Raw genomic sequence first — 22,583 nt, forward strand, 5'->3', positions numbered from 1 at the left:
AAAGCTGTCTAAGCGCCTTCTCTTCTTTGCTTTATTAGTTGCTTGCCAATTTTTCACGCAGTACCATTTGAAGGATACCACCATGACGGTAGTAGTCAATTTCGACTTCACTGTCAAAGCGAACAATTACTTCAAATGTTTTCTCGTTGCCATCTGTATCAATTGCTTTTACAGTGACAAGATCACGCGGACGAACTGTTTCATCAACATCTACTTCAAATGTTTCTGTTCCTGTTAGTCCATAAGTTTCTGCACTTTCACCGTCTTTAAACTGTAAAGGAAGTACGCCCATGAAGACAAGGTTACTTCTGTGGATACGCTCAAAGCTTTCCGCTAGAACGAATTTAATTCCAAGAAGATTTGTTCCTTTTGCAGCCCAGTCACGAGAAGAGCCCATTCCGTAATCTTTACCTGCTAAGATCGCAAGACCAGTCCCATCTTCTTTATAACGCATGCATGCATCATAAATGGATGTCACTTCACCAGTTGGCCAGTACGTTGTATACCCGCCTTCTGTTCCTGGTGCGATTTGGTTCTTAATACGGATGTTTGCAAAAGTACCTCTCATCATAACATGGTGGTTACCACGGCGAGATCCATATGAGTTAAAGTCTCTAGGCGATACGCCTCTTTCTTGCAAGTATTTACCTGCAGGTGTGTCTTTACCAATCGCTCCAGCAGGAGAAATATGGTCTGTTGTGACAGAATCACCGAACTTCGCCACTACGCGCAGTCCTTTAAGTGGTTCAACTTTACCAGGTTCAACTGATAAGTTTTCGAAGAATGGCGGGTTATCAATGTATGTGGAATTTTCATCCCATTTATACAATGCATCATCCGTCGTTTTAATTTCATTCCAGCGGTCATTGTTGTCAAAAACAGTTTCATACTCTGAACGGAAGAGTTCAGGTGTAACTGTGCTTTTCACGACGCTGTTGATTTCATCCATTGATGGCCAAATGTCATTGAAATAAACGTTCTCGCCATTTTTATCGACACCGATCGGATCTTTTGTTAAATCAATATTCACCGTACCAGCAAGTGCATAAGCCACAACTAATGGTGGAGATGCAAGGTAGTTTCCTTTTACAAGCGGGTGGATACGACCTTCAAAGTTACGGTTACCTGATAAAACAGAAGTGATCAGCAGATCATTTTCAGAGACAGCATCTTCAATTTCTTTTTCAAGCGGTCCTGAGTTTCCGATACATGTTGTACAGCCATACCCAACAATGTTAAATCCGAGGTCTTTTAAGTATGGAAGAAGTCCTGAGTTCACGAGGTATCCTGTTACAACCTTAGAACCTGGCGCTAGTGACGTTTTCACGTAGTTTGGCACCTTCATGCCAAGCTCACTTGCTTTCTTCGCAACAAGACCTGCTCCGATTAAGACGTATGGGTTCGATGTATTCGTACAGCTCGTAATCGCTGCAATCGCAATCGCACCTGTCTTCATCACAGCTTTTTCACCATTTGCTAGATCAAATTCGATTTGTTTGTCTAGCTCTGATTTTTCTAAGCCAAACCCTTGGTTACCAGCTGGGCTTTCAATGTGCTGATGGAACGTTTCTTTCATTTTAGAAAGTGGAATCAAATCTTGTGGACGCTTTGGACCAGATAAGTTTGATTCAATTTGAGAAAGATCAATTTCCACAACATCTGTAAAAATTGGCTCTTCTGCATCTGGCGTATAGAATAAGCCATTTGCGCGAGAATATTCTTCAACGATATTAATTTGCTCTTCATCACGTCCAGTAAGGCGAAGGTAAGCTAGCGCTTCTTCATCTACTGGGAAGAATCCGCAAGTAGCACCGTATTCTGGCGCCATGTTCGCAATTGTTGCACGATCTGCTAACGGCAATTGTGCAACACCAGGTCCGAAGAACTCGACGAACTTGTTCACTACGCCTTTTTCACGAAGAACTTGTGTCACTTTTAAGGCAAGGTCAGTTGCAGTTGTTCCGTTTGGAAGCTCTCCAACTAATTTAGCACCAATAACTTCTGGTACTGGGAAGTATGAAGGCTGACCAAGCATACCAGCTTCTGCTTCGATACCGCCAACGCCCCATCCAAGTACACCGATACCGTTAATCATTGTTGTATGTGAGTCAGTACCAACTAATGTATCTGGGTAAGTGATGATCTCGCCATCTTCTTCGATTGCATGAACAACACTTGCAAGATACTCTAAGTTCACTTGGTGAACGATCCCTGTTGCAGGCGGAACAGCTTGATAATTGTTAAACGCTTTCTTTGCCCAGCTAAGGAAGTTATAACGCTCTGCGTTACGTTCGAATTCTAAATCCATGTTAATGTTTAATGCATCTTCAGTTCCAGCTTTATCGACTTGTACAGAGTGGTCAATGACCAGGTCAACTGGAATTTCAGGGTTGATTTTATCTGGGTCTCCGCCCACATCTGCCATTGCTTTTCTTAAAGAAGCAAGGTCAACGACAGCTGGTACACCCGTGAAGTCTTGTAAAATAACACGAGAAGGTTTAAATGGAACATCAATTTCTTTTACCTCGGCAGTTCCCCATTTTGCCAAGTTCTCAACGTGTTCCTTTTTGATCACTCTACCGTCTACTTGGCGAAGCACTGATTCTAACAGTACCTTAATGGAATAAGGCAATTTAGAAACATTTCCGATTCCTTGTTTCTCGAGTGCTTCTAACGAATAATAGTGATACGTTTTCCCATTTGTCGAAAACGTTTTTCTAGATTGAAAAGCGTCTTGTTTAGCGACTTGCTGCTGTTTCGACATGTCCAAAATCCCCCTTTTGATGATCAAGATCAATTTCAATTCTCAGAAAAATCGTCGTATTTCACCACAATTTTCTCACAATTTCATCTTAAAACAAATTCATACATAAGTAAATAACAATGCTTTTATTAAATTCAATAAGTTTAGCTTATCATGAGGAAATGATTACTCTTCATAAACTGAGCAGCACGGGTTCATACTAATGCTGAGGTGATAGAACATGACAAAAAGAAAAGCAAATCATGTCATTGAAGGCATGAACGCAGCCAAAAGCCAAGGAAATGGTGCAGGCTATATAGAAAATGATCAGCTCGTTTTAACAGAAGAACAAAAGCAAAACAATAAAAAGCGTAAAAAAAACCAATAAGAAAGGAGTGAGTAATGATGACGAACAAAAACACCGGGAAAGACATACGTCAAAACTCTCCTAAAGAGCATCAAGGCGGGCAGCCTGAGCCACTATCAGGCAGTAAAAAAGTGAAAAACCGCAACCATACAAGACAAAAGCACAATTCACATCATGATATGTAAACATTTTCTCTTAAGCCCGTGACCAAACGGGATGTTTTAGGTCTTTCACACATTTCAACTTTCATCATATGATTTATTATGAGATGTGATGGAGGAGTGTTTATGGAGAATGAAAAGCAAGTGAATTCCTCTGATTTTCTTGAAATAGATGATTGGCTGAGTGTATTAATGGATGATCCTTTTGCATGGTATGACGAACAGCTCCCAATCGATCTTTATGAAACGAGCCGTGATTATATTATTGAGATCGACCTCTCCACCCTATCGATCACTGATTTAAAACTGACCTTTTCCGGATGTGAGCTCATCCTCGCTTATTTGATTGATGAAAGAGAACAGCCGATTGAAAAAAGTGTCATGCTCCCTTTTTATTTGAATGACAAAGACATTGATACAGATTACGAAAACAGAATCATATCAATCAAAATCAAAAAGGATGCCCATCGTCAAGACGGAGCATTTTCCTTTCAAATGCCGCACTTCAAACATTAAGAGCCCACCTGTATACAGGTGGGCTCTCTTCCGTTCGTTTCAAGTCAATACCTTGTGCGAACCACCATGGCCAAATAGTAGAGTCGCTATACAATAATGTATTCCTTTTCTACTAAATGGTTTGGGTCATTCTAGTAAATGGGCACCTCTTTATCAAAAAAGGCGTTTATAGAGAAAAAACACATACATTTTTGTTATTTTCTTCTACCTTCCCTTCATGTAAAATAGAGTAGAGAGAAGGGATATAGGGAGTGAGAACATGTTAAGCGGCTGGTTTTTGTGGTTCATTTTATTTTGGGGTACAGTGATGATTGGATTACTAGCAATCGGTGGCTTTTTTATGTTTCGCAAGTTTTTAAAACGATTGCCGAAAGAAGACGGGAAATCAGAGCTTGATTGGCAGGATGAATATATTCAAAAGAGCCTGCACCTATGGCGCGATGAAGACAAACAGCTATTAAATGAGCTAGTATTACCGGTTCCAGAGCTGTTTAGAGACGTCGCCAAAGAAAAAATCGCCGGTAAAATTGGCGAGCTGGCACTTAAAGAACAAGCGGCCAGCATTAATTTAGACTTAATCATTCGCGGCTATATTATCGCTACACCGAAGCGGGATCATAAATTTCTACTAAAGCGCCTTCAAGAAAAAAAGATCGACCATTCGCCATATGAATCTTTATTAAAATAACCTCCTTTTTAAAAAGGAGGTTTAATTTATTTGGGCCTGCTGCAGATCTAATTGTTTAGACATCTTTCTAAACGACAAATACATCGCAATCCGCCAAGGGACAATCATGCCAAAGGCTAGAATCCAAAACATCCCGCTGAGCGCACCATAATCAATGGAAGAGCTTAAAATCGTCTTCATACCGATACGAAGGACAAGAAGTCCAATGAGAATAAACACAAATGCTTTTGAACGCTTCAAATAGATTTCATTGCCTCTAATTTCAAATTTCGATGTTTTAATTAAAAAGATAGAGAAAAACATCCCTACAGTAATCGCCTCTAAAAACTCAGCTCCAGTTACTTGAAACATTGGCACAAAAAACATCAGTGCACCAGTGCTCATAAAGATAGGAGGTAAAATAATTTTTTTCGCGGTTGCAGGTTTTGCAGATGATTTAATGCGAATAAACATGACGGCTACCGCCATACATACCGCCACTATAGAAGAAATTATGATCATCATATCAAATCATTCCTTTATTCTTTAAGGTCAGCCTATGTATAATATACTCCAATTGACGAAAAAAAACCATTCGCCGCGACTGTAGAAAACGATTTCAAAAACCAGTAAATCCTCCAAATAATGATGAGAACATAATAATGATCCACGTCAGAAGATCAAAGAACAGCAAGATTCCTACCACGATCATAATAATCCCGCCAGTTTTCATAATGAGCTGCTGACGCTTTCTGATCCAAGCCATTTTTGTGATGAAAAAGGAAAGAACAAAAAATGGGATAGCAAAACCTAATACATACGCAATCATGTAGGTCACAGCGGACTCTGGCTTGTTGCTGGCAAGTGTGATGACAGCTGATAAAATCGGGCCGGTACATGGTGTCCAACCAGCAGCAAAACCCATTCCGATGAGAATCGATCCAAAAAAACCGGCTGGACGATTCTTAAACTGCAACCTCTTTTCTCCCATTAAAAAAGAAGGCTGAAATACACCAAGAATCATAAAGCCAAAGAAAATAATGAGAATGGCACCAATTTGACGAATCGCATCTTGATATTCAATGAAAAACTTCCCAACAAACGATGTCCCAAATCCAATGGCAATAAAAATGAGAGAGAATCCAATTAAAAAGAATAATGTATGAAGAAGACTTCTCCTTCTCAGCATCACCTTCTCAGATTTCACTTCATCTATACTAACGCCCGTAATATAGGATAAAAAGGCTGGATAAAGTGGCAGACAGCACGGTGAGATAAAAGAAAGAAACCCTGCTCCAAACGCTAAAAAGTAATTCAAATCTGACAAAAGAACACCCCCTTCTTACAATATACAATAAGAGATGACAAATTCATTTCATTTTTTTTACATCATCTCAATAAAGATGGTCTAATCTCTTAAAACCTTATATAATTTAATTTGACATCAAGATACCAAACCCTTTAAATTTGAAAATAAACCTTAAAATGGATATAATAGAACCGATTCTTTTTATCAAGATTTGCATGAAAGGAACATGACTTTGGTAAAAACATCATTATTAACTCAAATTGAAGAAAAAAGAGAAGAGTTGATGAAAGTTGTCTTGCATAATGGGATGACATCAACAGTGACCATCGAACATAGCCAGCAGCTAGATCATCTCCTCTTACAATATCAACGACACTTACACTCAAACTCAGCCAACTAATGATATCTCAAGATAGAAACAAATGCCGCACGATTTTAGAAAAGTTGATATGTGTGACAATAAAAGAAACGAAAACCTCTGCTCACAGGGGTTTTTTGTTTTGTCTTTAACGGACGGTTCACGGCAAAATAAAAACCACTTTCCCTGCTTTATTCATGCAAGTACAGTGGTTTTATGCGTCTGATGAAGGTGACTTCAATAAAGAAAGGACATCGCTTGTCCAATCTTTAGGGACCATGTTCCATCTATGATCATAATAACGTACGTATTATTTCGCTTGGTTGTTCATGGCTTTCATCATTTGATTGATTTTCTTTTGGGACGGTTTCATGCCCATTTGCATCATCATCATTCGAAGCATTTGTTCATTAATTGGTGGATTCTTTTTCAAGTAGCTCATCATATACTTACGAGCAATAAAGAATCCGAGTGCAACTCCTGCAAGCAGTGCAACAACGCCTACAAGGATGACAACCCATAAATCCATAATTCTTCCTCCTTCATGTTGTCTCGTATAAAGTGTACTAAACAAAAGGCTATTATACAACATTTCACGTTCAATTTTATTTTTTTAAACAAAATTCCTCACTTTTACCGGATTGAGCCAACCATGCTTCTTTGATCCAAAGTCCATAGCTAGGAAACAAGGACTAATTTTTCTGAGTACTTCAAAAAACACCGCTTCTGCCTCATAACTGCCTGTGGCAGACATTTGAATGTAACGGTCTTTTATAATGAATGCGGCTGTGCCTTTTCCATCTGGCAGCGATGCACTGTATATTGAGCCTATTTGTGTATAGTGAATGTTGGTTAAATTGTTCATTAAACGCTGGTGCATATGAAAAGCAGGGATTCGTTTCGTTACATAATCCACTTGCTTAACAAGCATGACTAATTCATCATCACTGCGGTTCGTCCAGTGTAACGATTCAAACAAATGAAACAAGGTAGATTCTCTACCAAAATAATGATGAGCAAACTCATCCTCAATCCAATAAATATAATAATGGCGTTCCATGTCTATCCCTTCCTTTCACATTTCGTCAATCTCGCTTATTGCTTGTATTATACAAAAATGTGAAAGAAAGAATTGTCTATATATGAAGCAAGAAGAAACTAGTTTTGTCAAAAAAACAAGAAAAAAGAAAAAAGTTTGCAGAGCATAGTGAAAAGCTCTGCAAACCGACTGCAAAAAAGCATGATGCTTGGAGACTGATTATTTATTTAGCTTTGCCTTTACGCGGCTCACCACGTTGCTGACAGTGAAACCGTATTTTTCAATAATGGTTTCGCCTGGTGCAGAAGCGCCAAATTTATCAATCGCAATCACATCGCCATCAAGGCCAGTGTAACGTTCCCAACCAAGTGAAGCACCCATTTCGATTGCAACACGTGCTCTCACTGCTTTAGGAAGAACGGACTCTTTGTATTCGTCTGACTGCTCATCAAAGCGATCCCATGCAGGTAAGCTCACGACAGAAACGCGAATGCCTTCTTTTTCAAGTGCTTTTTGCGCTTCAATGGCTAAACCTACTTCAGATCCTGAAGCAAGTAGAAGAGCTTCTGGCTGTGCATCAGCTGCTTCAACGACGACATATCCACCTTTTTCTACGCCTTCATACGCCTTCTCTGGTGCTTGATCAATCGTTGGAAGGTTTTGACGAGTAAGAACAAGCGCTGTCGGTTTATTCGTTGAAGATACAGCAATTTTCCATGCTGCAGCTGTTTCGTTTCCATCAGCTGGACGAATCACAGAAAGGTTAGGCATCGCACGTAATGAAGCAAGCTGTTCAACTGGCTCATGCGTTGGTCCATCTTCCCCAACCGCAATGCTGTCATGCGTAAATACATAAGTGACAGGAAGTCCCATTAATGCAGCAAGACGAATGGCAGGTCTTAAGTAGTCAGAGAAAACAAAGAATGTTCCGCCGAATACTCGAAGTCCGCCGTGAAGTGCCATACCGTTTAATGCTGCACCCATTGCGAATTCTCTCACACCAAACCAAATGTTTCTGCCAGCGTAATTCTCTCTGCCAAAGTCAGTTGTATCTTTGATTGTTGTTTTATTTGATCCAGCAAGGTCAGCAGACCCGCCAATAAAGAATGGTACTTGTTTTGCAATGCCATTTAATACTTCTCCAGAAGAAGCACGAGAGGCAAGGCTTGAACCTGCTTCATAAACAGGAACCTCTTGATCCCAATTCTCAGGAAGTTTTCCTTCAATCGCAAGCTTCAGCTGAGCTGCTAGTTCTGGATATTCTTTTTCATATTGCTCAAACAGTTCATTCCACGCTGCTTCTTTTTTCTGTCCAGCGTCTTTAACAGCTGTTTTGAAATGATCGTACACTTCAGAAGGTACATGGAAATCTTCTTCAAACGTCCAAGAATAAGCTTCCTTCGTTAGCTTCGCTTCCTCACTGCCAAGCGGTGCACCGTGCACCCCAGACGTTCCCGCACGGTTTGGAGATCCGAAACCGATTGTCGTCTTCACTTCAATAAGTGTAGGTTTGTCTGTACTTTGTTTGGCTTTTTCAATGGCAGCCGTCACTTCGTCAATGTTATTGCCGTCTTTTACATAAAGAACTTCCCAATTCATCGCTTCAAAACGATTCTTCACATTTTCAGAGAAAGAACGATCGAGGTCGCCATCTAAAGAAATGTCATTTGAATCATAAAGAACAATTAAACGGCCTAAGCCTAAATGACCAGCAAGTGAAGCAGCTTCAGAGGAAATGCCCTCCATTAAGTCTCCATCTCCGCAAATGCTGTATGTATAGTGATCCACAACATTAAAGTTATCTTTGTTATACGTTTCTGCAAGATGTCTTTCTGCAAGTGCCATTCCAACAGCCATCGCAATCCCTTGTCCTAAAGGACCTGTTGTCGCATCTACACCCTCTGTATGTCCAAACTCAGGATGTCCAGGTGTTTTGCTTCCCCATTGGCGGAATTGTTTTAAATCTTCGATGCTCAGATTGTATCCGCTTAAATGAAGCATGCTATATAAAAGCATAGAGCCATGTCCCGCAGATAACACAAAACGGTCTCTGTTAAACCAATTTGGATTTTGCGGACTTACGTTTAAGTGATTCGTCCATAAAGCGTATGCCATTGGTGCAGCGCCCATCGGCATTCCAGGGTGACCGGAATTCGCTTTTTCAATTGCGTCTATGGAGAGAGTACGTATTGTTGCAATAGATTTCAATTCAATCGTTTCCATATAAATCCCCTTCCGTATCTTGTGTACACCATTATCATAAATCTACTGTCCTTTTTTCACAACTATTTCACGCCGAAAAAGAAGGATTTTGTCACATTTAGTTTATCGATCACCTAAAAACTTATACAAATATGAAAAAAGATGAGAATATTCCTCCCATCTTTTCAAAAATCAAGAAATGATGACCTTTAATGAAGATTCTGGTCTCTTTCTCTTTTTAATTTTTCTGGTGTGACATCGTTTCCTTCTGGATCGACGATTTTCACGGTTTTGAGTGTATTTTTCATAGAAGAACGAAAAGCCTTTAAATATTCCTCTCTTAATTGCTTCTGTTCTGTTTTCTCAGCGTCCGACAAACCGGCCTCTTTCGACTTTTTTGAAAGCTCATTGATTCTTGCAAGCTGTTCTTTAGAAATCATGACAAACTCCTTTAAAACATTTTCTCTACATACTACTAAATATCAGTCATTTTTACAACAAATCACGCTTTAAGTCGCAAGCCCTTTTTCATATTCTTGGTACCTTCTATGGACGGTTGCTTTTGAAATGTCAAAACCAAGTGCCTGCAATGTCACTGCAATTTCAGCGAATGTCATGTTATTTTTTCTTAATCGAACAATTTCAGAAATCGGTACTTCAATACGTTCGCGGCCAGGCGCCTGTTCTTGGTGTTTTAAATTCAGTTCGGGTTGATACCCTCGCTCAACAGCTTTTTTCATCCCACGCTTAATTTTTAAATTATGAATTTTCCGCTGATACTCTTCAACAACACCTACAATTTCAATGACCATCTCGTCTGCTTCTGAAAGCTCAAGCTCTCCTCTATGAAATACGCTGTACACCTTGACTTTCTCTTTAAACAGACAATGAAGAAGAGCGATTTTCGCCTGCCCTCTTCCAAGGCGTGTCTCATCTTGAATGAGAACAGCATCGATTTCTTCCTCTTTCAGCGTAGCCAGCATGTCAAAAACACCGTCACGATCAAGATCGTATCCACTCGCTTTTTCTTTAATCACTTTGACTACATTCATCTTGTGCGCTGCAGCTAAAGCAAGCAGTTCTTCTTCTTGTCTTTTAAGCGAGGTTTCTTGCTCTTCTTTGGCAGTACTTACTCTCGCATAAATGATTGCATTCATGTCTTCAATCGACCTTTCTACTGTACTGTTGCAAGTTGATATACGACTGGATGCTCTTTTTTAACTGGAATGACAAGGATATCTCCAGGCTGGATGTCAGTTGAAGCGAGATCATTGTGTTCAGTTACCCAGTCAATAAAAGCATTTTTATCGATTGATTTACTGTCGTTTACTTGATCAGCTAATCCCCAAAGAGTATCACCTGATTGAACCTCTATTTTAACATATTGATTTGGATCATTATGGCTAGTGACTGCAATAAGTGAGAGAAATATGCCAACGATGAATGAGAATAGCCCAATAAAAATAATAGATTCCTTTAACCTCATAATGTCATCTCTCCTAATAGAATGTGTGTTCGTTGTTTCTGACACTCATTATAAATACGAACAAACGTTTCTGTCAAACGTTTTTTTCGAACCTATGTTTGTACTGTTAGGAAAAACATGCTATAATTTCTTTAAAATTGACGTTTTGAGGTGCAAAAGATGACGAAGCTATCAAAAAGACAACTCGATATCCTGAAATTCATAAAAGAAGAAGTAAAAAGCAAGGGTTATCCCCCATCCGTTCGTGAAATTGGCGAAGCTGTCGGTCTAGCATCAAGTTCAACTGTCCATGGACATTTAGCTAGACTAGAAACGAAAGGTTTAATTAGAAGAGACCCAACGAAACCTAGAGCGATCGAAGTACTAGATGAAGAGGAAATGAATATTCCAAAGAGCGCTGTAATGAATGTTCCAGTCATCGGAAAAGTCACAGCAGGCTTGCCTATCACGGCTGTTGAGAATGTAGAAGAATATTTCCCACTTCCAGAAACTTTTGCAGCGCCAGATGAACAAGTATTTATGCTTGAAATTATGGGAGAAAGTATGATCGATGCAGGTATTTTGGACAAAGACTACGTCATTGTGCGTCAACAAAGCACTGCCAACAATGGAGATATTGTGGTGGCTATGACAGAAGAAGATGAAGCAACAGTGAAACGTTTTTATAAGGAAGATACACACTTTAGATTACAGCCCGAGAATCCATCAATGGAACCGATTATTTTACAGAATGTGAGTATACTAGGTAAAGTGATTGGCGTATTTAGAAATATTCATTAAAAAAAGCCGGTATTTCATCAACTGCTGATGAGAGCCGGCTTTTTCTTTTATGAACAAGAATATGCAAGAATACTAGAGCTTGGGAACGAGCCAAATGTAAAGTTCGGCCATATGAAACCCGTTGTACGGCCAAAAGGCTGCGAGGAAAGAACATACATGAGAAATACTTGACCGTTTCTAAGGAACACAATGGTCCACCTTCTATTACATCCAGCTGCAAATTGAACCGTTTGCTGGCTTCCGCCTACACTCTGCCCTGCAATGAGCGGCTGCATACTTTGAGGCTGAGAAACTGCTTGGTGATATTGCGAGATGATATGCTGCGGCGGGGCTGGCGGGACCGATTGTCCTCCTGCACCTTGCCCTTGCCCAGTCCCTCCGAATGGCAAGCCGGGAAATCCTCCAACTTGAGAAATAGGAAACGCCGGCATGCTTTGTACCTGCCGATCGTACAAGTACCCATTCCACGTACCTTCATATGGATTATACATACTAAACACCACTTTCTTAGACATTCATCACGACAGTATATGTCATACATAAAAAAAGAGTGTTGAGGAGACAAATAGAAATCTTTCCAAAAGACGTTTTATTCTTCTTTAGAACGGTTAAATACTAATGAGGAAGAAAAAAATAAAAAAATGAAAACTTTTTGTCTCCCCCAAACGTTATATAGATAGAAAGAAAAGAAATAAAAAACATTTAGATTTAATACTTGTAATATCTCTGTAACTATTGTAACATTTGTAACATAAGAAGTTTTCATTGAGAAAAGGAGGCAATCGCCTTGAAAAAATTATTTGTTTTATTAACCGCTATTATGCTTATGATCTCATTACAAACAACAACACTGGCCGCTTCCAAAAAATCAGCCGCTTTGACAAATAAAGAAGCGTTACATATTGCCCTTGATGCAAGAGAACACTTTTGGAGTGCTATGTCAGGCTACAACATTAAAGAGCATTCAGATTACAAATTAAAATCATTTACTTATAAAGACATGACTTACAACTACCTGTCTAACACATTTGATACAAAGAAAAAACTAAACAGCTATCTATCTCAAGTGTTCACAAAAGATGCCATTACTCACGGTTTAAAAGACTATCAGTTCATCGTTCATAAAGGAAAAATGGCTGTGCCAGTTGGTGACGGAGACAATATGCTTAATTGGAATAAGGCAACACCTAAACTCGTCTCTAAGAAAAATACAATCCGCACATACGAATTCACAGTCCCAACACTTGATGGACGCAAAGTAAAACGTACTGTCACTTTCGAGAAAGTACAAAAGGATTGGAAAGTAACAAAAATTGACGCTGTGATCTAAATAAAAAACCAGGCCGTTTACTAGGCCTGGTTTTTTATATTGGTGAAAATTCAGTCATACGATCTAAAGCGTGAGCAAGTGATGAAGCCGTTTGAAATTCATTAAAAGGAAGTCCAAGCTGTACAGCCGTTTGAGCAATTTCTGGTCTAATACCTGAAATGGTCGTATCAACCCCGATTAACCGAAGTGACGTGACAAGATCAAAGATTTGATGTGCTACCATCGTATCAATGATGACGACACCCGATAAATCAATACATAAATGTTGAACACCTTTTTGCGAACACTGTTTTAATGTATTTTCTAAGATAATCTTTGCTCGCGCAGTGTCAATATCTCCAACTAAAGGCAATAAGGCAACATGACTTTTTAACACAATGACTGGGGAACTCAACTCATAAATCATGTCTCTTTGTGCAACGAGTTTTTTGGTGGTATTTTTCACATATTGCTGAATAAAGACATGAATTGAAATGTTAAATGCCTCAGATATCAAATCATACCAATAAAATATTCGGTCAATGTCAATATCACCTTGATGCTGTTTTATAAACTCTTTTAAGTAATGAAGAACTACTCTTTGATTGGACATATATTCTCTCACGACGTAATCTAATGGCGTGTTCAAGTGCTTCGGATCACTTGCTAAGTCTTCAGACCATTTTTTAAATTTCGTATGTAAATACGTCTTGTCTTCAATAAGTGCGCGTATAAAATGCTGATAATAATCTTGATTTTGCCGTTTTAGCTCTGCTATGATGCTGGAATCTGTTGAACGATAAATGGATTCTGGATCATCATCCTCAATTGATTCATACCATGTTTCAGTCAGTTTCTCTGCATGTTGCATGAAAAAATCGTATAATGCACGGTTCTTTTCCATAAGCATATGTCCCTTCACATTTTCTACTTGTCAGTCTTTGTACCTGATGGATTAATTGTACCACTGAATCTTTTGTACCTGCTAGCTCGAATACGCTCCTGTTGAACAAAAAGAGCCCCTCTCAAGGAGCCTCTTGTCTATGTTTATTTGACAATAAATAAAATTCGTTTCCCGTCAGGATACCCACTGATTTGATGCCCGACCCATGAACCAGCGCCTCTATTATCTGATGGACTGACATATTGAACGCTCGCCCCCTTTCCTCCTTCAAGACACACCGCCATCGGCCATTCATCACGGTCAAAACCAGGTTTTGTGGGAATTCCTTTTAATGATTCTTGCCTGCGGGCATCTGCCCCATTTCGGTCAATGGTACACACATCTGAGTGCCCTTTTCGAATAGCTTCTTGAATATGACTGCCTGTTTCAGGATACCGTTCCTTAGGAAATTGAATCACATGATCGTAACGATCTGCCCCTTTTGCGGAACGATCCTCTCCAAAACCACCTAATAACGCACCCATCCAAATGACAAAACAAAGAACGACAGCAGCGATCCAGCCTTTTCTCATTTTCAAAAGCTCGTGACCTCCTCATACTTTTGATGAAATGATGTTGACTTGAAGGAAATGAGTCATTTTTAATGTATGAGTGGCTGCGTGATGACATGTGAAAAACATGAGCTGAATCTGCCTAGCAAAAGATTCATAAGAAAAAGCGAATGATTTCTTCATCATTCGCCTTGTTCTACTTAAGATATTTCATCTACTCTATATAATATTTCATTTTGCGAAGACATCTCGGACGGCATCCCTTCTTCAGCTGATGAGGATTGTTTATATTCTTCTGATGAGATGACTGTACCATGTGATTTAATCCAGCTCACCAATTTGCTGTTAGCTGATGACTGATTGTCTGGTAATAAAAAGTATTTCACCTTTCCTTGTTGAATAAGTGCTTTTAATTTATTGACAGTCAAAATAGGATCTGTCCCATTAAAACCGCCTAAAGCCATGACATTCTCATCTTCATCAATAATATATGGCGCTGCGGTAACAGTCGTAAGCGTTGCAAATAAATACGTTTCTCCTGTTTGATGCGCCTTTAAATAAGTGAGTAAGCCTTGATCGACACTAGATGTAAACATGTTCCCTCCTCGTGAACTAGCCAGCTGTACACCTGCCTCTGGAAGAACAGCATTTCCACCATAGATGATTGGGGTGGCGGACCAAAAACCTGGAATCAGTAACAGCGTTGTCAAAGCGGTGATGAGCAGTCGTTTCATGATCAATTGTTTTTCTCTGTATATCAGCAATAGGATAGCGATAATCATCCCTGCAATCGCAATGGCATACATCCAAATACTACTGATTTGAGTCGTATAGTTACTCAAAATATACCCTTGGAAGATGGCTGTAACAGCGATTGCTGCTGGAAGCAAATACGCAGATACTCCTTTGTTGGCCTTAAATAAATCTCCCATCTTCTTAGCTCCTATGCCGCATAGTGCTGCAATAGGCGGGGCAAGCATAATGAGATAGTAATGGTGAAAGAAACCCGCAATACTAAAGAATCCGGCAGCAGGAATCAGCCATGCTGTCCAAAACATCGTTTGTTTCCATTCATTTAATTGAGCTTTTCTCTCCTTCCACCAGCTGATGATCATCCCTAAAAGTCCAAACAAAGCAAACGGCAGCATCCAGCTGATTTGACCTGACAATGCAGATTGAAATAAACGAAATATACCGGGATTCCCAATGCCATACATATTCATGCTTTGTTGACCTACAGCACTTCCAGGCGGAGAACCACCATCTGGACCATGTTGAGGTGGCATCATTTGATTTTGGGATGGCGGCGGCTGATTTCTGTTTGACTGATCCTCTGACGAATCGCCTAATCCAGAATTGTCTGGCATCACCATACCTGCTTGCTGGTTCATGTCACCAAAGGATTTCCCTGTCGTCTGACCAAGCAGCCGTTCCGTGCCGTTATAACCAAAGGCAAGTTCTAACACTGAATTTGTTTGGCTGCTTCCCACATAAGGGCGCTCACTTTCAGCTGTCATATCTACAGCAACTGCCCACGATAGAGATAAGCAGACTAATACGACGATCGAGCATAAGAGAGAGAAAATTTTCTTTTTTAACGGTACGCGAGCAGCAATGAAATAGTAGAAAATAAATGCCGGAACGACCATAAAAGCTTGCAGCATCTTCATATTAAATCCTACCGCTACCAAAGCGAAGGCAATAAGAAGCCAGCGCAACTTCCCTCTTTTTACAGCACGCATCAAGAAATACGTACCCGCAAGTAATGTGAAGACGAGCATACTGTCGATATTGTTCGTTCTGCTCACAGCTGCGGCAATTGGTGTGAGAGCCATAACGGCCGCTGACACCCTTGCAGCACCTTGACCGAAAGCTGGTTTTATCATGAGATAAAGAAGAAGAACAGACCCCACTCCAGCAAGTGCCTGCGGCAATATCACACTCCATGTATGAAAGCCAAAAATAAGTGCACTGATGGTTTGAATCCATAAAACGACGGGTGGTTTATCAATTGATACGAATCCAGTTGCATCAAACGAGGCATAAAAAAAGTGATGGAAGCTTTTGGACATACTTTTGACTGCAGCTAAATAATATTGATTGGCACTGTCATTCTGCCAAATTTGATAGGTGTAGAGAAAAGCTGCGATCAGTAAAATCAACAACAATATCATATCTATTTTTTTATTTTTCACTCATATCTCTTCTTTCTTTTTCATTTATTTCATTCAGCATAGCTTTTAAATATGAAATAGTGATGAACAAAAAAAGAAACTTTTCTGCATTTGACGATAAAAAAAGCCTGTCCCCTGTAAAGGAAACAAGCTGAATGCCCTATTTTTTATTGCGCCTTCGCATAGTTGATAAATTCAACAAAGGCAGCAGTCGCTTTTGGTCCGCCGTTGATCGTTCCGTTTGAATAACCCGCATTATGGACCCCGACGATTTGTTGGTTCTGATCTAGCATCGCAGAGCCAGAGTTTCCGCTAAATGTATCGATCGTATAGTATGCGAGATTCGTATCTTCTCTCGTGACTGGACCTGACATTTCCCATTGTGACACTTTGCCAGTCGATCTCATTTTATCACCTGGATATCCAGAAATTTTAATCGTTGTACCTGTTAGATTTGTCACTTGACGAATAGAGCGATAGCCGACCGTATTTCCAATGTTCGTATCTGTTTTAATGACGGCAAAATCATATTGACTCGCCCCCGTGTTGATATATCCACTTGGTACATAGAATTCGGTCATGTTTGCTGAGCCGTTCACGGCCGTGCTGTCATTCATGCCTGGGTAGACAGACCCTTTTGCACTATAGCTTCTTGTGGCTGTATTGTAGACGCAGTGTCCGTTTGTCAATATTTTGTTTGGAGCAATGAGTGTTCCTGTGCAGCTAGATCCACCAAATGTAATATAAGCAATAGAATTATAGGGTGCTACTCTTGTATTCGTCACTTTTGTTCTACCATCGTCTCCAATGACTACTTTTGTTTGAAAGTCTTTTAAATATTTTGTGAGTGGTTTTACTTTTTCGCCAATAGTAGAAGAGAGATCATCCACTTTGTCAAAGGATGAGGGGGTTTTCAAATCGTTGTGGAAGTCAGCTGAAGAAATCACCTTTCCGTCAGAAGTCACCATGTCATAATCAGACGTAAGTACTGAATCAGATGCTGCATGGGCAAAACTAGGCACACTTAAAGCACCAAAAACGAGTAGAGAAGGGATTAATTTTTTCACCTTTTTCATCATATTCCTCCTTTATGTCCTATATCAAAAATGATACGATTGTTTCATATTGGAGTAAATGAGAGAATATTCTTATTTTTTACAAAATATTTCATTTGTAAATTAGGTGTTTCGTATCTTCCAAATATTTATTCTAGCGATCTCTCTATGAAAAAAGAAAAACCGCCATTTTGGCGGTTTCAGATTGTTGACAAAGGGCTAAAATGTGATTTATTTTAGTCCTTTGTCTTCTTTTCAGTGAGATCAGCTCCATACATCTTTTACATATCTGTTGTCATTGGCTAGAGATGTCAGCCATTGTTCAGCTGTTTCTTTCGCACTCTGTTTCTCAGTCTGATACAGTTCAATAAGTGTTGCCTCGACATCTGGTGCCATGACCTTTCCATCCCCGCAAATATACAGGTAGGCGCCTTTGTCGAGCAATTCAATGAGCTTGGCTCCATCATTTTTAATGAAGTGCTGGACATACACTTTTTGCTCCTCGTAGCGAGAGTAAGCACGGTGGATGGTGACGACTCCTTTTTGTTCTGCAAGCTGCATTTCGTCATAATACAGATCATCTTCATGCGGGTGGCGGCAGCCAAAATAAAGATGGGCTTCACCTAACGGCTTCCCTTCATTTTGCCATGTTTCCCTTGCCTGAATGAACCCTCTAAACGGGGCGATACCTGTTCCTGGTCCAATCATGATCATTGGTATTTCAGGAGAAGGCGGCAATCCGAATCCTGCTTGAGCTTCATGAAGGAAGCAGGCCACTTCATCTCCTTCTTGCAGTCCGCATAAATAGTTTGATGCGACGCCTGCGTATTCACCGCGTCCGCTCCATGATTTTCCTTTCACAACAGCTACTGTGATACTAAGCCTCTTTTCATCCACCTTTGGCGAACTGGAGATCGAGTAATAACGAGGCTTCAATCCTGGTAAAAGGGCTAAGAAATGATCAAATGGCAGTTCACATGCTTCGTATTGTTCTAGTAAATCCAGCATGGTCACACGCTTCTTTAATACAGCTTCTTGATAAATTTCTCCCGCCATTTGTTCAAGTTCAATACGATGAGGTGGGCATACCGTATATTTTGCAAGTTCTCTTAGCTGAGTACGTGTCACAGGCTCTTGCAACTCTACATGTGACGCCAACAATTCTTCGACTTGAATTGGCTGATTTAATGGTAAATGACTTGCTTCTTTTTCCGAAGAGAGTATCATGTGCTGCTTGGGATCCAGCTTAAAACGATCGGTCACTCGCTGAACGAGTGTTGCACTATTTTTTGGCACGATTCCGATATGATCTCCTTCTTTATAGTGCTTGCCTTCAGGTAATTGAAGTTCGATATGCCTTGTTTGGCGGGTACTTTTTTCAGATTGTAATTCTTGATTTTTCAATACAACAGCTGAAAAGGCACCGTATGTTTTAGCTACAGGACGTTCCACTAGCTCATTCGTATATGCAATGGATAGGTTTGGCTTTTCTTGGCGTTTCTCCTGCAAGGTTAAATTGAATTCTTTTGCAAGCTCATCGAAGACTGTCTTCTGGAATGTTTCTTTATCTTCATCCATATCACCGCCCGCATCGCCTTCACCAATATCCGTTACACGCTTCGCCCCTTTTCTTTCAAGTGCTTCATCAATCAGACGAGGAATACGCTGATACGTGCTCGCCCAATTTCGATCCCCACACCCAAAGACTGCAAATGTCACGTTTGATAGATCTTGCTCCTCATCCTGCGTCACCCAATCCACAAACTGTTTCGCATGATCAGGCGGATGACCGTTGTATGAAGCCGTTACAATTAAAACTGCGCCTGACTCTGGTAACTTCCGAGTATAATCATCAAGCGGTGCCGTTGTCACGTCAAACCCTTTTGCTTTTCCGTCTTCAGCAAATTCGTTTGCCATCTGCTTTGCTGTGCCAAGATTTGATCCGTACAAGACCAATAGCGGTGTTCCATGACTCGCTATTTTCACTTCAGCAGATGCCGTGCTTTTTGTTGGTTCTTCTTTCGGAGGCGCCATAAAGAATTGCTGCTTTCTTGGCCGCACTTTGATTTTAAAATCATTCGGCTTAATCGTCAGAGATTCTTTTAAATCCAGTTCATACGACGTATGGTCAATCAGTTCAAGGTTGTGCAGAACCATCGCCAGAACCATCGTGGCTTCATGAAGGGCAAATTGCATCCCAATACACGCACGCTGGCCATTTCCGAACGGTTTATAGGCATGCTGTGGAATCTTTTCAGGATGCATAAAACGTTCAGGCTTGAATTCTTCTGCATCCTCCCCCCAAACCGCTTGATCCCGATGTAATTTAGGAAGCAGCACATTGACACTTTGGTTTTTTTTGATCGGATATTTTCCTCCAATGACTGTATCCTCTTTCGCATAAAGAGAGAACGTAGGCGCCGTCGGCCAGAGGCGAAGTGCTTCATTTAAGACCATACGCGTATAACTTAGTTTTTGAACCTGCTTAAATGTCGGCAGGCCGCCTTGTAGCACGTCGTCTGCTTCTTGTACGGCTTTTTTTAATTTGTCAGGATTTTTTAGTAAAAAATAAATCGAAAATGACAACAATCCGCTTGTTGTTTCATGACCAGCTATTAAGAAGGTAATGATTTGATAACGAATATTTTCATCTGACAGGCGTTCACCTGTTTCAGGATCCTTTGCATGTAGCATGAGAGAAAGTAAATCATTGCCCGTTTTATCTTGTTTTTTCCGTTCTTGAATAATGTCATCTACTAATTGCTTCATAAAATCAACATCTTGTTCAAATTCTTTTCTTCTTTTGATCATTAATTTATCTGCGACCGGCAATCTACTTGCTTGATCCATCGCTTCATTTAAGCCATTCAGCATGCTTTCAATAAATGGATGTTGATTTTCTTTGTAAAAGCTGTTAAATCGAAAATCAAAACCGCATAGCCCTATCGTATCTAAAGTGAGCTTTGTCATATCCTCTGCTACTTCAATTTCTTCATCACGGCCCGTTCTTTGCCATTTTTGTACAAGCTGTGTGGCAATATCGAGCATCATCTCATGATAGCCCTTCATGGCCTGCTGGCTAAACGCCGGCATCAAGATGTGATGAGCCTTTCTCCAATTCGGCTCTTCTGTCCAACTTGTGAATAACCCATCCCCTGAAAATGTTCTCACTTTATTGAGACTGCTTCCAATGAATTTATCAAAACGCCTCTCATCAAATACTTCTTTGGCAAGTTCATGGCTGGAAACAAAAATACTTGTTGCTTTTGAAAATTCAAACTGAAAGATCGGCCCTAATTCATCTGCCAGCCGCCAAAAGGTTTGAGAAAGCTCTCCTTTTTTGATATGAGGAATATTTTTTAAAGGTCCGTATGTTTTTGGTTTTGGAATGATTGATGTTTGTTGCATGTGCCCACTCCCTTTATTTCTTTATGATGCAACGCTAATGGCACGCCATAAGCATTGCTCAATATCTTCTAAAAATTCAATCGTTGGCTCAATTTCCTCTGCTAGAATCTGTTTATGAAGCTGAACGAACGCTCCAAATACAATGGATAAAATCGTTCTCCCTGAAAGATTTGGATGAATTCCATCCTTTTTGCCTTCTTCAAAAATATGAAATAGCTCATTTAATAGCTGCTGCATCTTCTCTTTACTTGTCTCATCTAAATAGTGTGAGCGTTTGTCAATTTCTAAGAAGTACAGACCACTTGGATTCTCTTTTGTAAAGAGCACTAAGCAATAAAAGACATGTTTGAAATAAGTCCTGATGCTTGCTTTAGGGTCTGGACTGTTTGTATTCACCTTGTCGATAAATGCAGTCAGGCTACGCTGGTATAAAATGTTCACAAGAGCTTCTTTACTATCAAAATAACGATAAATAGTTCCTGCTCCAACATTGGCTCTTTTCGAAATCATCGGCATCGTTGTACCGTCAAAACCCCGTTCAATAAATAAGTCCAGAGAAGCCTTCATAATCTGCTCCTGTTTATCAGTAGTTGCTGCGGGCATTTCATCCTCTCCTTTCGTTATAATAGGAATGAATGTTCATTCCGCTTGATGTATATTATATTAATATTTTAAATTCTTCTATTTATACTTAAACATACTTATTTTTCTCCGTCACTACATTTTCTAAAAATAATAATAATTGAGAAATGATACCTAGATAGATGACATCCAAACGACTTATAAATATTGGCAGTTCTGTGACGCGCGGGTGTCGTCCGTACTACATATTCATTCTTGATCAATTGGAGAATGGATGTGATCGTCATATGTATCAATATATAAACTGCCATTACTTGATCGAACCGCATAAACAATGTCTTTTAAAGACAGCTGCCTTTTTTGAAGTTCTTCATAGAACCACTGCTCCGTTAATTGGTTTTCTTGAAGGTTTTTCAAAATGAGCTTTCCGTCCATAATGACTTCAATGGGCATGTAACGCTCTGCCTGCTTCCACAGGTTAAGATCTTTTCGCGTGACATAATCAAATGAAGGGTATTTTTTCACTGACATATGCCCATCTGTTTCAATCATTGCAAATTCAACTTCACTAATGTCAAACACATTCTTTTCTCGGAGCTGTTGATTTAAATAATCAAGTGTATACCTCATTCCTTTCATATTCTCTTCAAGGATTTTGCCATTTTGAATCACAAGCGTTGGTTTACCGGCCATAAATCCTCTCACCTTCCGGCTTCTTAAAGCAAGTAAAGAAATCACATAAATAATGATCACAAGTGTCACAAAAGAAATGGTTGTGTGATGAAGCGGAAGCGTAGTATTAAACGCCAGGTTCGCCGCAATTGAACCTAGACTGATCGCTGCAATGAAATCAAAAATATTCATTTGCGCAATGGTTTGCTTTCCAAGAAGACGGGCACCGCCGAATAAAATAGCAAAAGCAAATATGGTTCGAAGAATGACTTCAATATGATCTGGCATTTCAGCTTCCAC

The 22,583-nt window shown here is 39.9% G+C and carries 24 protein-coding genes; 7 read left to right on the forward strand and 17 right to left on the reverse strand.

Going from position 1 to position 22,583, the window contains the following annotated elements; translation table 11 throughout:
• Window positions 1-34 precede the first annotated feature (34 nt).
• On the reverse strand, window positions 35-2,764 hold the full coding sequence (gene acnA, locus ASG46_RS03800) for an aconitate hydratase AcnA (protein WP_025207399.1): 2,730 nt from the start codon (window positions 2,762-2,764) through the stop codon (window positions 35-37).
• A gap of 220 nt (window positions 2,765-2,984) precedes the next feature.
• Here acnA and sspO point away from each other — a divergent pair, with 220 nt between their 5' ends.
• The 4 genes from sspO (at window position 2,985) to ASG46_RS03820 (ending at window position 4,475) form a co-directional block, all read left to right on the forward strand.
• Window positions 2,985-3,131 (forward strand): small acid-soluble spore protein O, encoded by a 147-nt coding sequence (sspO, locus tag ASG46_RS03805; protein ID WP_008343809.1) that lies wholly within the window; start codon window positions 2,985-2,987, stop codon window positions 3,129-3,131.
• Between the two features lie 17 nt (window positions 3,132-3,148).
• Window positions 3,149-3,295 (forward strand): small acid-soluble spore protein P, encoded by a 147-nt coding sequence (locus tag ASG46_RS03810; RefSeq protein ID WP_003211331.1) that lies wholly within the window; start codon window positions 3,149-3,151, stop codon window positions 3,293-3,295.
• 102 nt (window positions 3,296-3,397) lie between these two features.
• The gene (locus tag ASG46_RS03815; RefSeq protein ID WP_024719083.1) at window positions 3,398-3,787 is read left to right on the forward strand and encodes an Hsp20/alpha crystallin family protein; all 390 of its coding nucleotides are present in this window, start codon (window positions 3,398-3,400) and stop codon (window positions 3,785-3,787) included.
• Window positions 3,788-4,046: 259 nt separating this feature from the next.
• The gene (locus ASG46_RS03820) at window positions 4,047-4,475 is read left to right on the forward strand and encodes a DUF2621 domain-containing protein (RefSeq protein WP_007499335.1); all 429 of its coding nucleotides are present in this window, start codon (window positions 4,047-4,049) and stop codon (window positions 4,473-4,475) included.
• 21 nt (window positions 4,476-4,496) lie between these two features.
• Here ASG46_RS03820 and ASG46_RS03825 read toward each other — a convergent pair whose 3' ends face one another.
• Both ASG46_RS03825 and ASG46_RS03830 read right to left on the reverse strand, forming a co-directional pair.
• Window positions 4,497-4,979 carry a CcdC family protein gene (locus ASG46_RS03825; protein WP_056703240.1) on the reverse strand — a complete coding sequence of 161 codons (483 nt, stop codon included), beginning with the start codon at window positions 4,977-4,979 and terminating at the stop codon, window positions 4,497-4,499.
• A gap of 94 nt (window positions 4,980-5,073) precedes the next feature.
• Window positions 5,074-5,781 (reverse strand): cytochrome c biogenesis CcdA family protein, encoded by a 708-nt coding sequence (locus tag ASG46_RS03830; RefSeq protein ID WP_008343813.1) that lies wholly within the window; start codon window positions 5,779-5,781, stop codon window positions 5,074-5,076.
• 208 nt (window positions 5,782-5,989) lie between these two features.
• Here ASG46_RS03830 and ASG46_RS03835 point away from each other — a divergent pair, with 208 nt between their 5' ends.
• Window positions 5,990-6,163: an aspartyl-phosphate phosphatase Spo0E family protein gene (locus tag ASG46_RS03835; protein ID WP_369810454.1), complete on the forward strand. Its 174-nt coding sequence runs from the start codon at window positions 5,990-5,992 to the stop codon at window positions 6,161-6,163.
• Between the two features lie 268 nt (window positions 6,164-6,431).
• On the opposite strand, the gene ASG46_RS03840 is transcribed toward ASG46_RS03835, so the two are convergent.
• From ASG46_RS03840 to yneA, 6 genes are all read right to left on the reverse strand, one after another.
• Window positions 6,432-6,650, reverse strand: coding sequence for a YneF family protein (locus tag ASG46_RS03840; protein WP_003212379.1), 219 nt, complete (start codon window positions 6,648-6,650; stop codon window positions 6,432-6,434).
• Between the two features lie 84 nt (window positions 6,651-6,734).
• Entirely contained in the window at window positions 6,735-7,181 is a 447-nt protein-coding gene (sirA, locus tag ASG46_RS03845; protein ID WP_056703243.1) for a sporulation inhibitor of replication protein SirA, read from the reverse strand.
• 198 nt (window positions 7,182-7,379) lie between these two features.
• Window positions 7,380-9,383 (reverse strand): transketolase, encoded by a 2,004-nt coding sequence (gene tkt / locus ASG46_RS03850; protein WP_041092713.1) that lies wholly within the window; start codon window positions 9,381-9,383, stop codon window positions 7,380-7,382.
• A 188-nt stretch (window positions 9,384-9,571) separates the two neighbouring features.
• The gene (locus tag ASG46_RS03855; protein ID WP_008343816.1) at window positions 9,572-9,802 is read right to left on the reverse strand and encodes a DUF896 domain-containing protein; all 231 of its coding nucleotides are present in this window, start codon (window positions 9,800-9,802) and stop codon (window positions 9,572-9,574) included.
• Between the two features lie 69 nt (window positions 9,803-9,871).
• Window positions 9,872-10,519, reverse strand: coding sequence for a YneB family resolvase-like protein (locus ASG46_RS03860; protein WP_025207396.1), 648 nt, complete (start codon window positions 10,517-10,519; stop codon window positions 9,872-9,874).
• Window positions 10,520-10,536: 17 nt separating this feature from the next.
• Entirely contained in the window at window positions 10,537-10,848 is a 312-nt protein-coding gene (gene yneA / locus ASG46_RS03865; protein ID WP_007499348.1) for a cell division suppressor protein YneA, read from the reverse strand.
• Between the two features lie 159 nt (window positions 10,849-11,007).
• Between yneA and lexA the strand changes: the two genes are divergently transcribed.
• Window positions 11,008-11,628, forward strand: a complete 621-nt coding sequence (lexA, locus tag ASG46_RS03870) for a transcriptional repressor LexA (protein ID WP_007499350.1) — start codon at window positions 11,008-11,010, stop codon at window positions 11,626-11,628.
• Window positions 11,629-11,675: 47 nt separating this feature from the next.
• Here lexA and ASG46_RS03875 read toward each other — a convergent pair whose 3' ends face one another.
• Complete coding sequence (locus ASG46_RS03875) at window positions 11,676-12,119, reverse strand: hypothetical protein (RefSeq protein ID WP_056703246.1); 444 nt, start codon at window positions 12,117-12,119, stop codon at window positions 11,676-11,678.
• Window positions 12,120-12,415: 296 nt separating this feature from the next.
• Between ASG46_RS03875 and ASG46_RS03880 the strand changes: the two genes are divergently transcribed.
• Complete coding sequence (locus ASG46_RS03880) at window positions 12,416-12,958, forward strand: IseA DL-endopeptidase inhibitor family protein (RefSeq protein ID WP_056703249.1); 543 nt, start codon at window positions 12,416-12,418, stop codon at window positions 12,956-12,958.
• Window positions 12,959-12,992: 34 nt separating this feature from the next.
• Here ASG46_RS03880 and ASG46_RS03885 read toward each other — a convergent pair whose 3' ends face one another.
• The 7 genes from ASG46_RS03885 to ASG46_RS03915 form a co-directional block, all read right to left on the reverse strand.
• Window positions 12,993-13,841: an STAS domain-containing protein gene (locus ASG46_RS03885; RefSeq protein WP_008343823.1), complete on the reverse strand. Its 849-nt coding sequence runs from the start codon at window positions 13,839-13,841 to the stop codon at window positions 12,993-12,995.
• A 143-nt stretch (window positions 13,842-13,984) separates the two neighbouring features.
• Window positions 13,985-14,365 (reverse strand): NucA/NucB deoxyribonuclease domain-containing protein, encoded by a 381-nt coding sequence (locus tag ASG46_RS03890; RefSeq protein ID WP_224559893.1) that lies wholly within the window; start codon window positions 14,363-14,365, stop codon window positions 13,985-13,987.
• Window positions 14,366-14,592: 227 nt separating this feature from the next.
• Complete coding sequence (locus tag ASG46_RS03895) at window positions 14,593-16,587, reverse strand: glycosyltransferase family 39 protein (protein WP_056703252.1); 1,995 nt, start codon at window positions 16,585-16,587, stop codon at window positions 14,593-14,595.
• Between the two features lie 146 nt (window positions 16,588-16,733).
• The gene (locus ASG46_RS03900; RefSeq protein ID WP_025207394.1) at window positions 16,734-17,642 is read right to left on the reverse strand and encodes a trypsin-like serine peptidase; all 909 of its coding nucleotides are present in this window, start codon (window positions 17,640-17,642) and stop codon (window positions 16,734-16,736) included.
• 243 nt (window positions 17,643-17,885) lie between these two features.
• A complete protein-coding gene (locus ASG46_RS03905) occupies window positions 17,886-21,029 on the reverse strand; it encodes a bifunctional cytochrome P450/NADPH--P450 reductase (protein ID WP_056703255.1) in 3,144 nt (1,047 codons plus the stop codon).
• Window positions 21,030-21,050: 21 nt separating this feature from the next.
• Window positions 21,051-21,632 carry a TetR/AcrR family transcriptional regulator gene (locus ASG46_RS03910; RefSeq protein ID WP_050827294.1) on the reverse strand — a complete coding sequence of 194 codons (582 nt, stop codon included), beginning with the start codon at window positions 21,630-21,632 and terminating at the stop codon, window positions 21,051-21,053.
• 228 nt (window positions 21,633-21,860) lie between these two features.
• On the reverse strand, window positions 21,861-22,571 hold the full coding sequence (locus tag ASG46_RS03915; protein WP_056703258.1) for a DUF421 domain-containing protein: 711 nt from the start codon (window positions 22,569-22,571) through the stop codon (window positions 21,861-21,863).
• Between the last annotated feature and the right edge of the window lie 12 nt (window positions 22,572-22,583).

The sequence above is a fragment of the Bacillus sp. Leaf49 genome, from assembly GCF_001426125.1.
GTDB classification, from domain to species: domain Bacteria; phylum Bacillota; class Bacilli; order Bacillales; family Bacillaceae; genus Bacillus; species Bacillus altitudinis.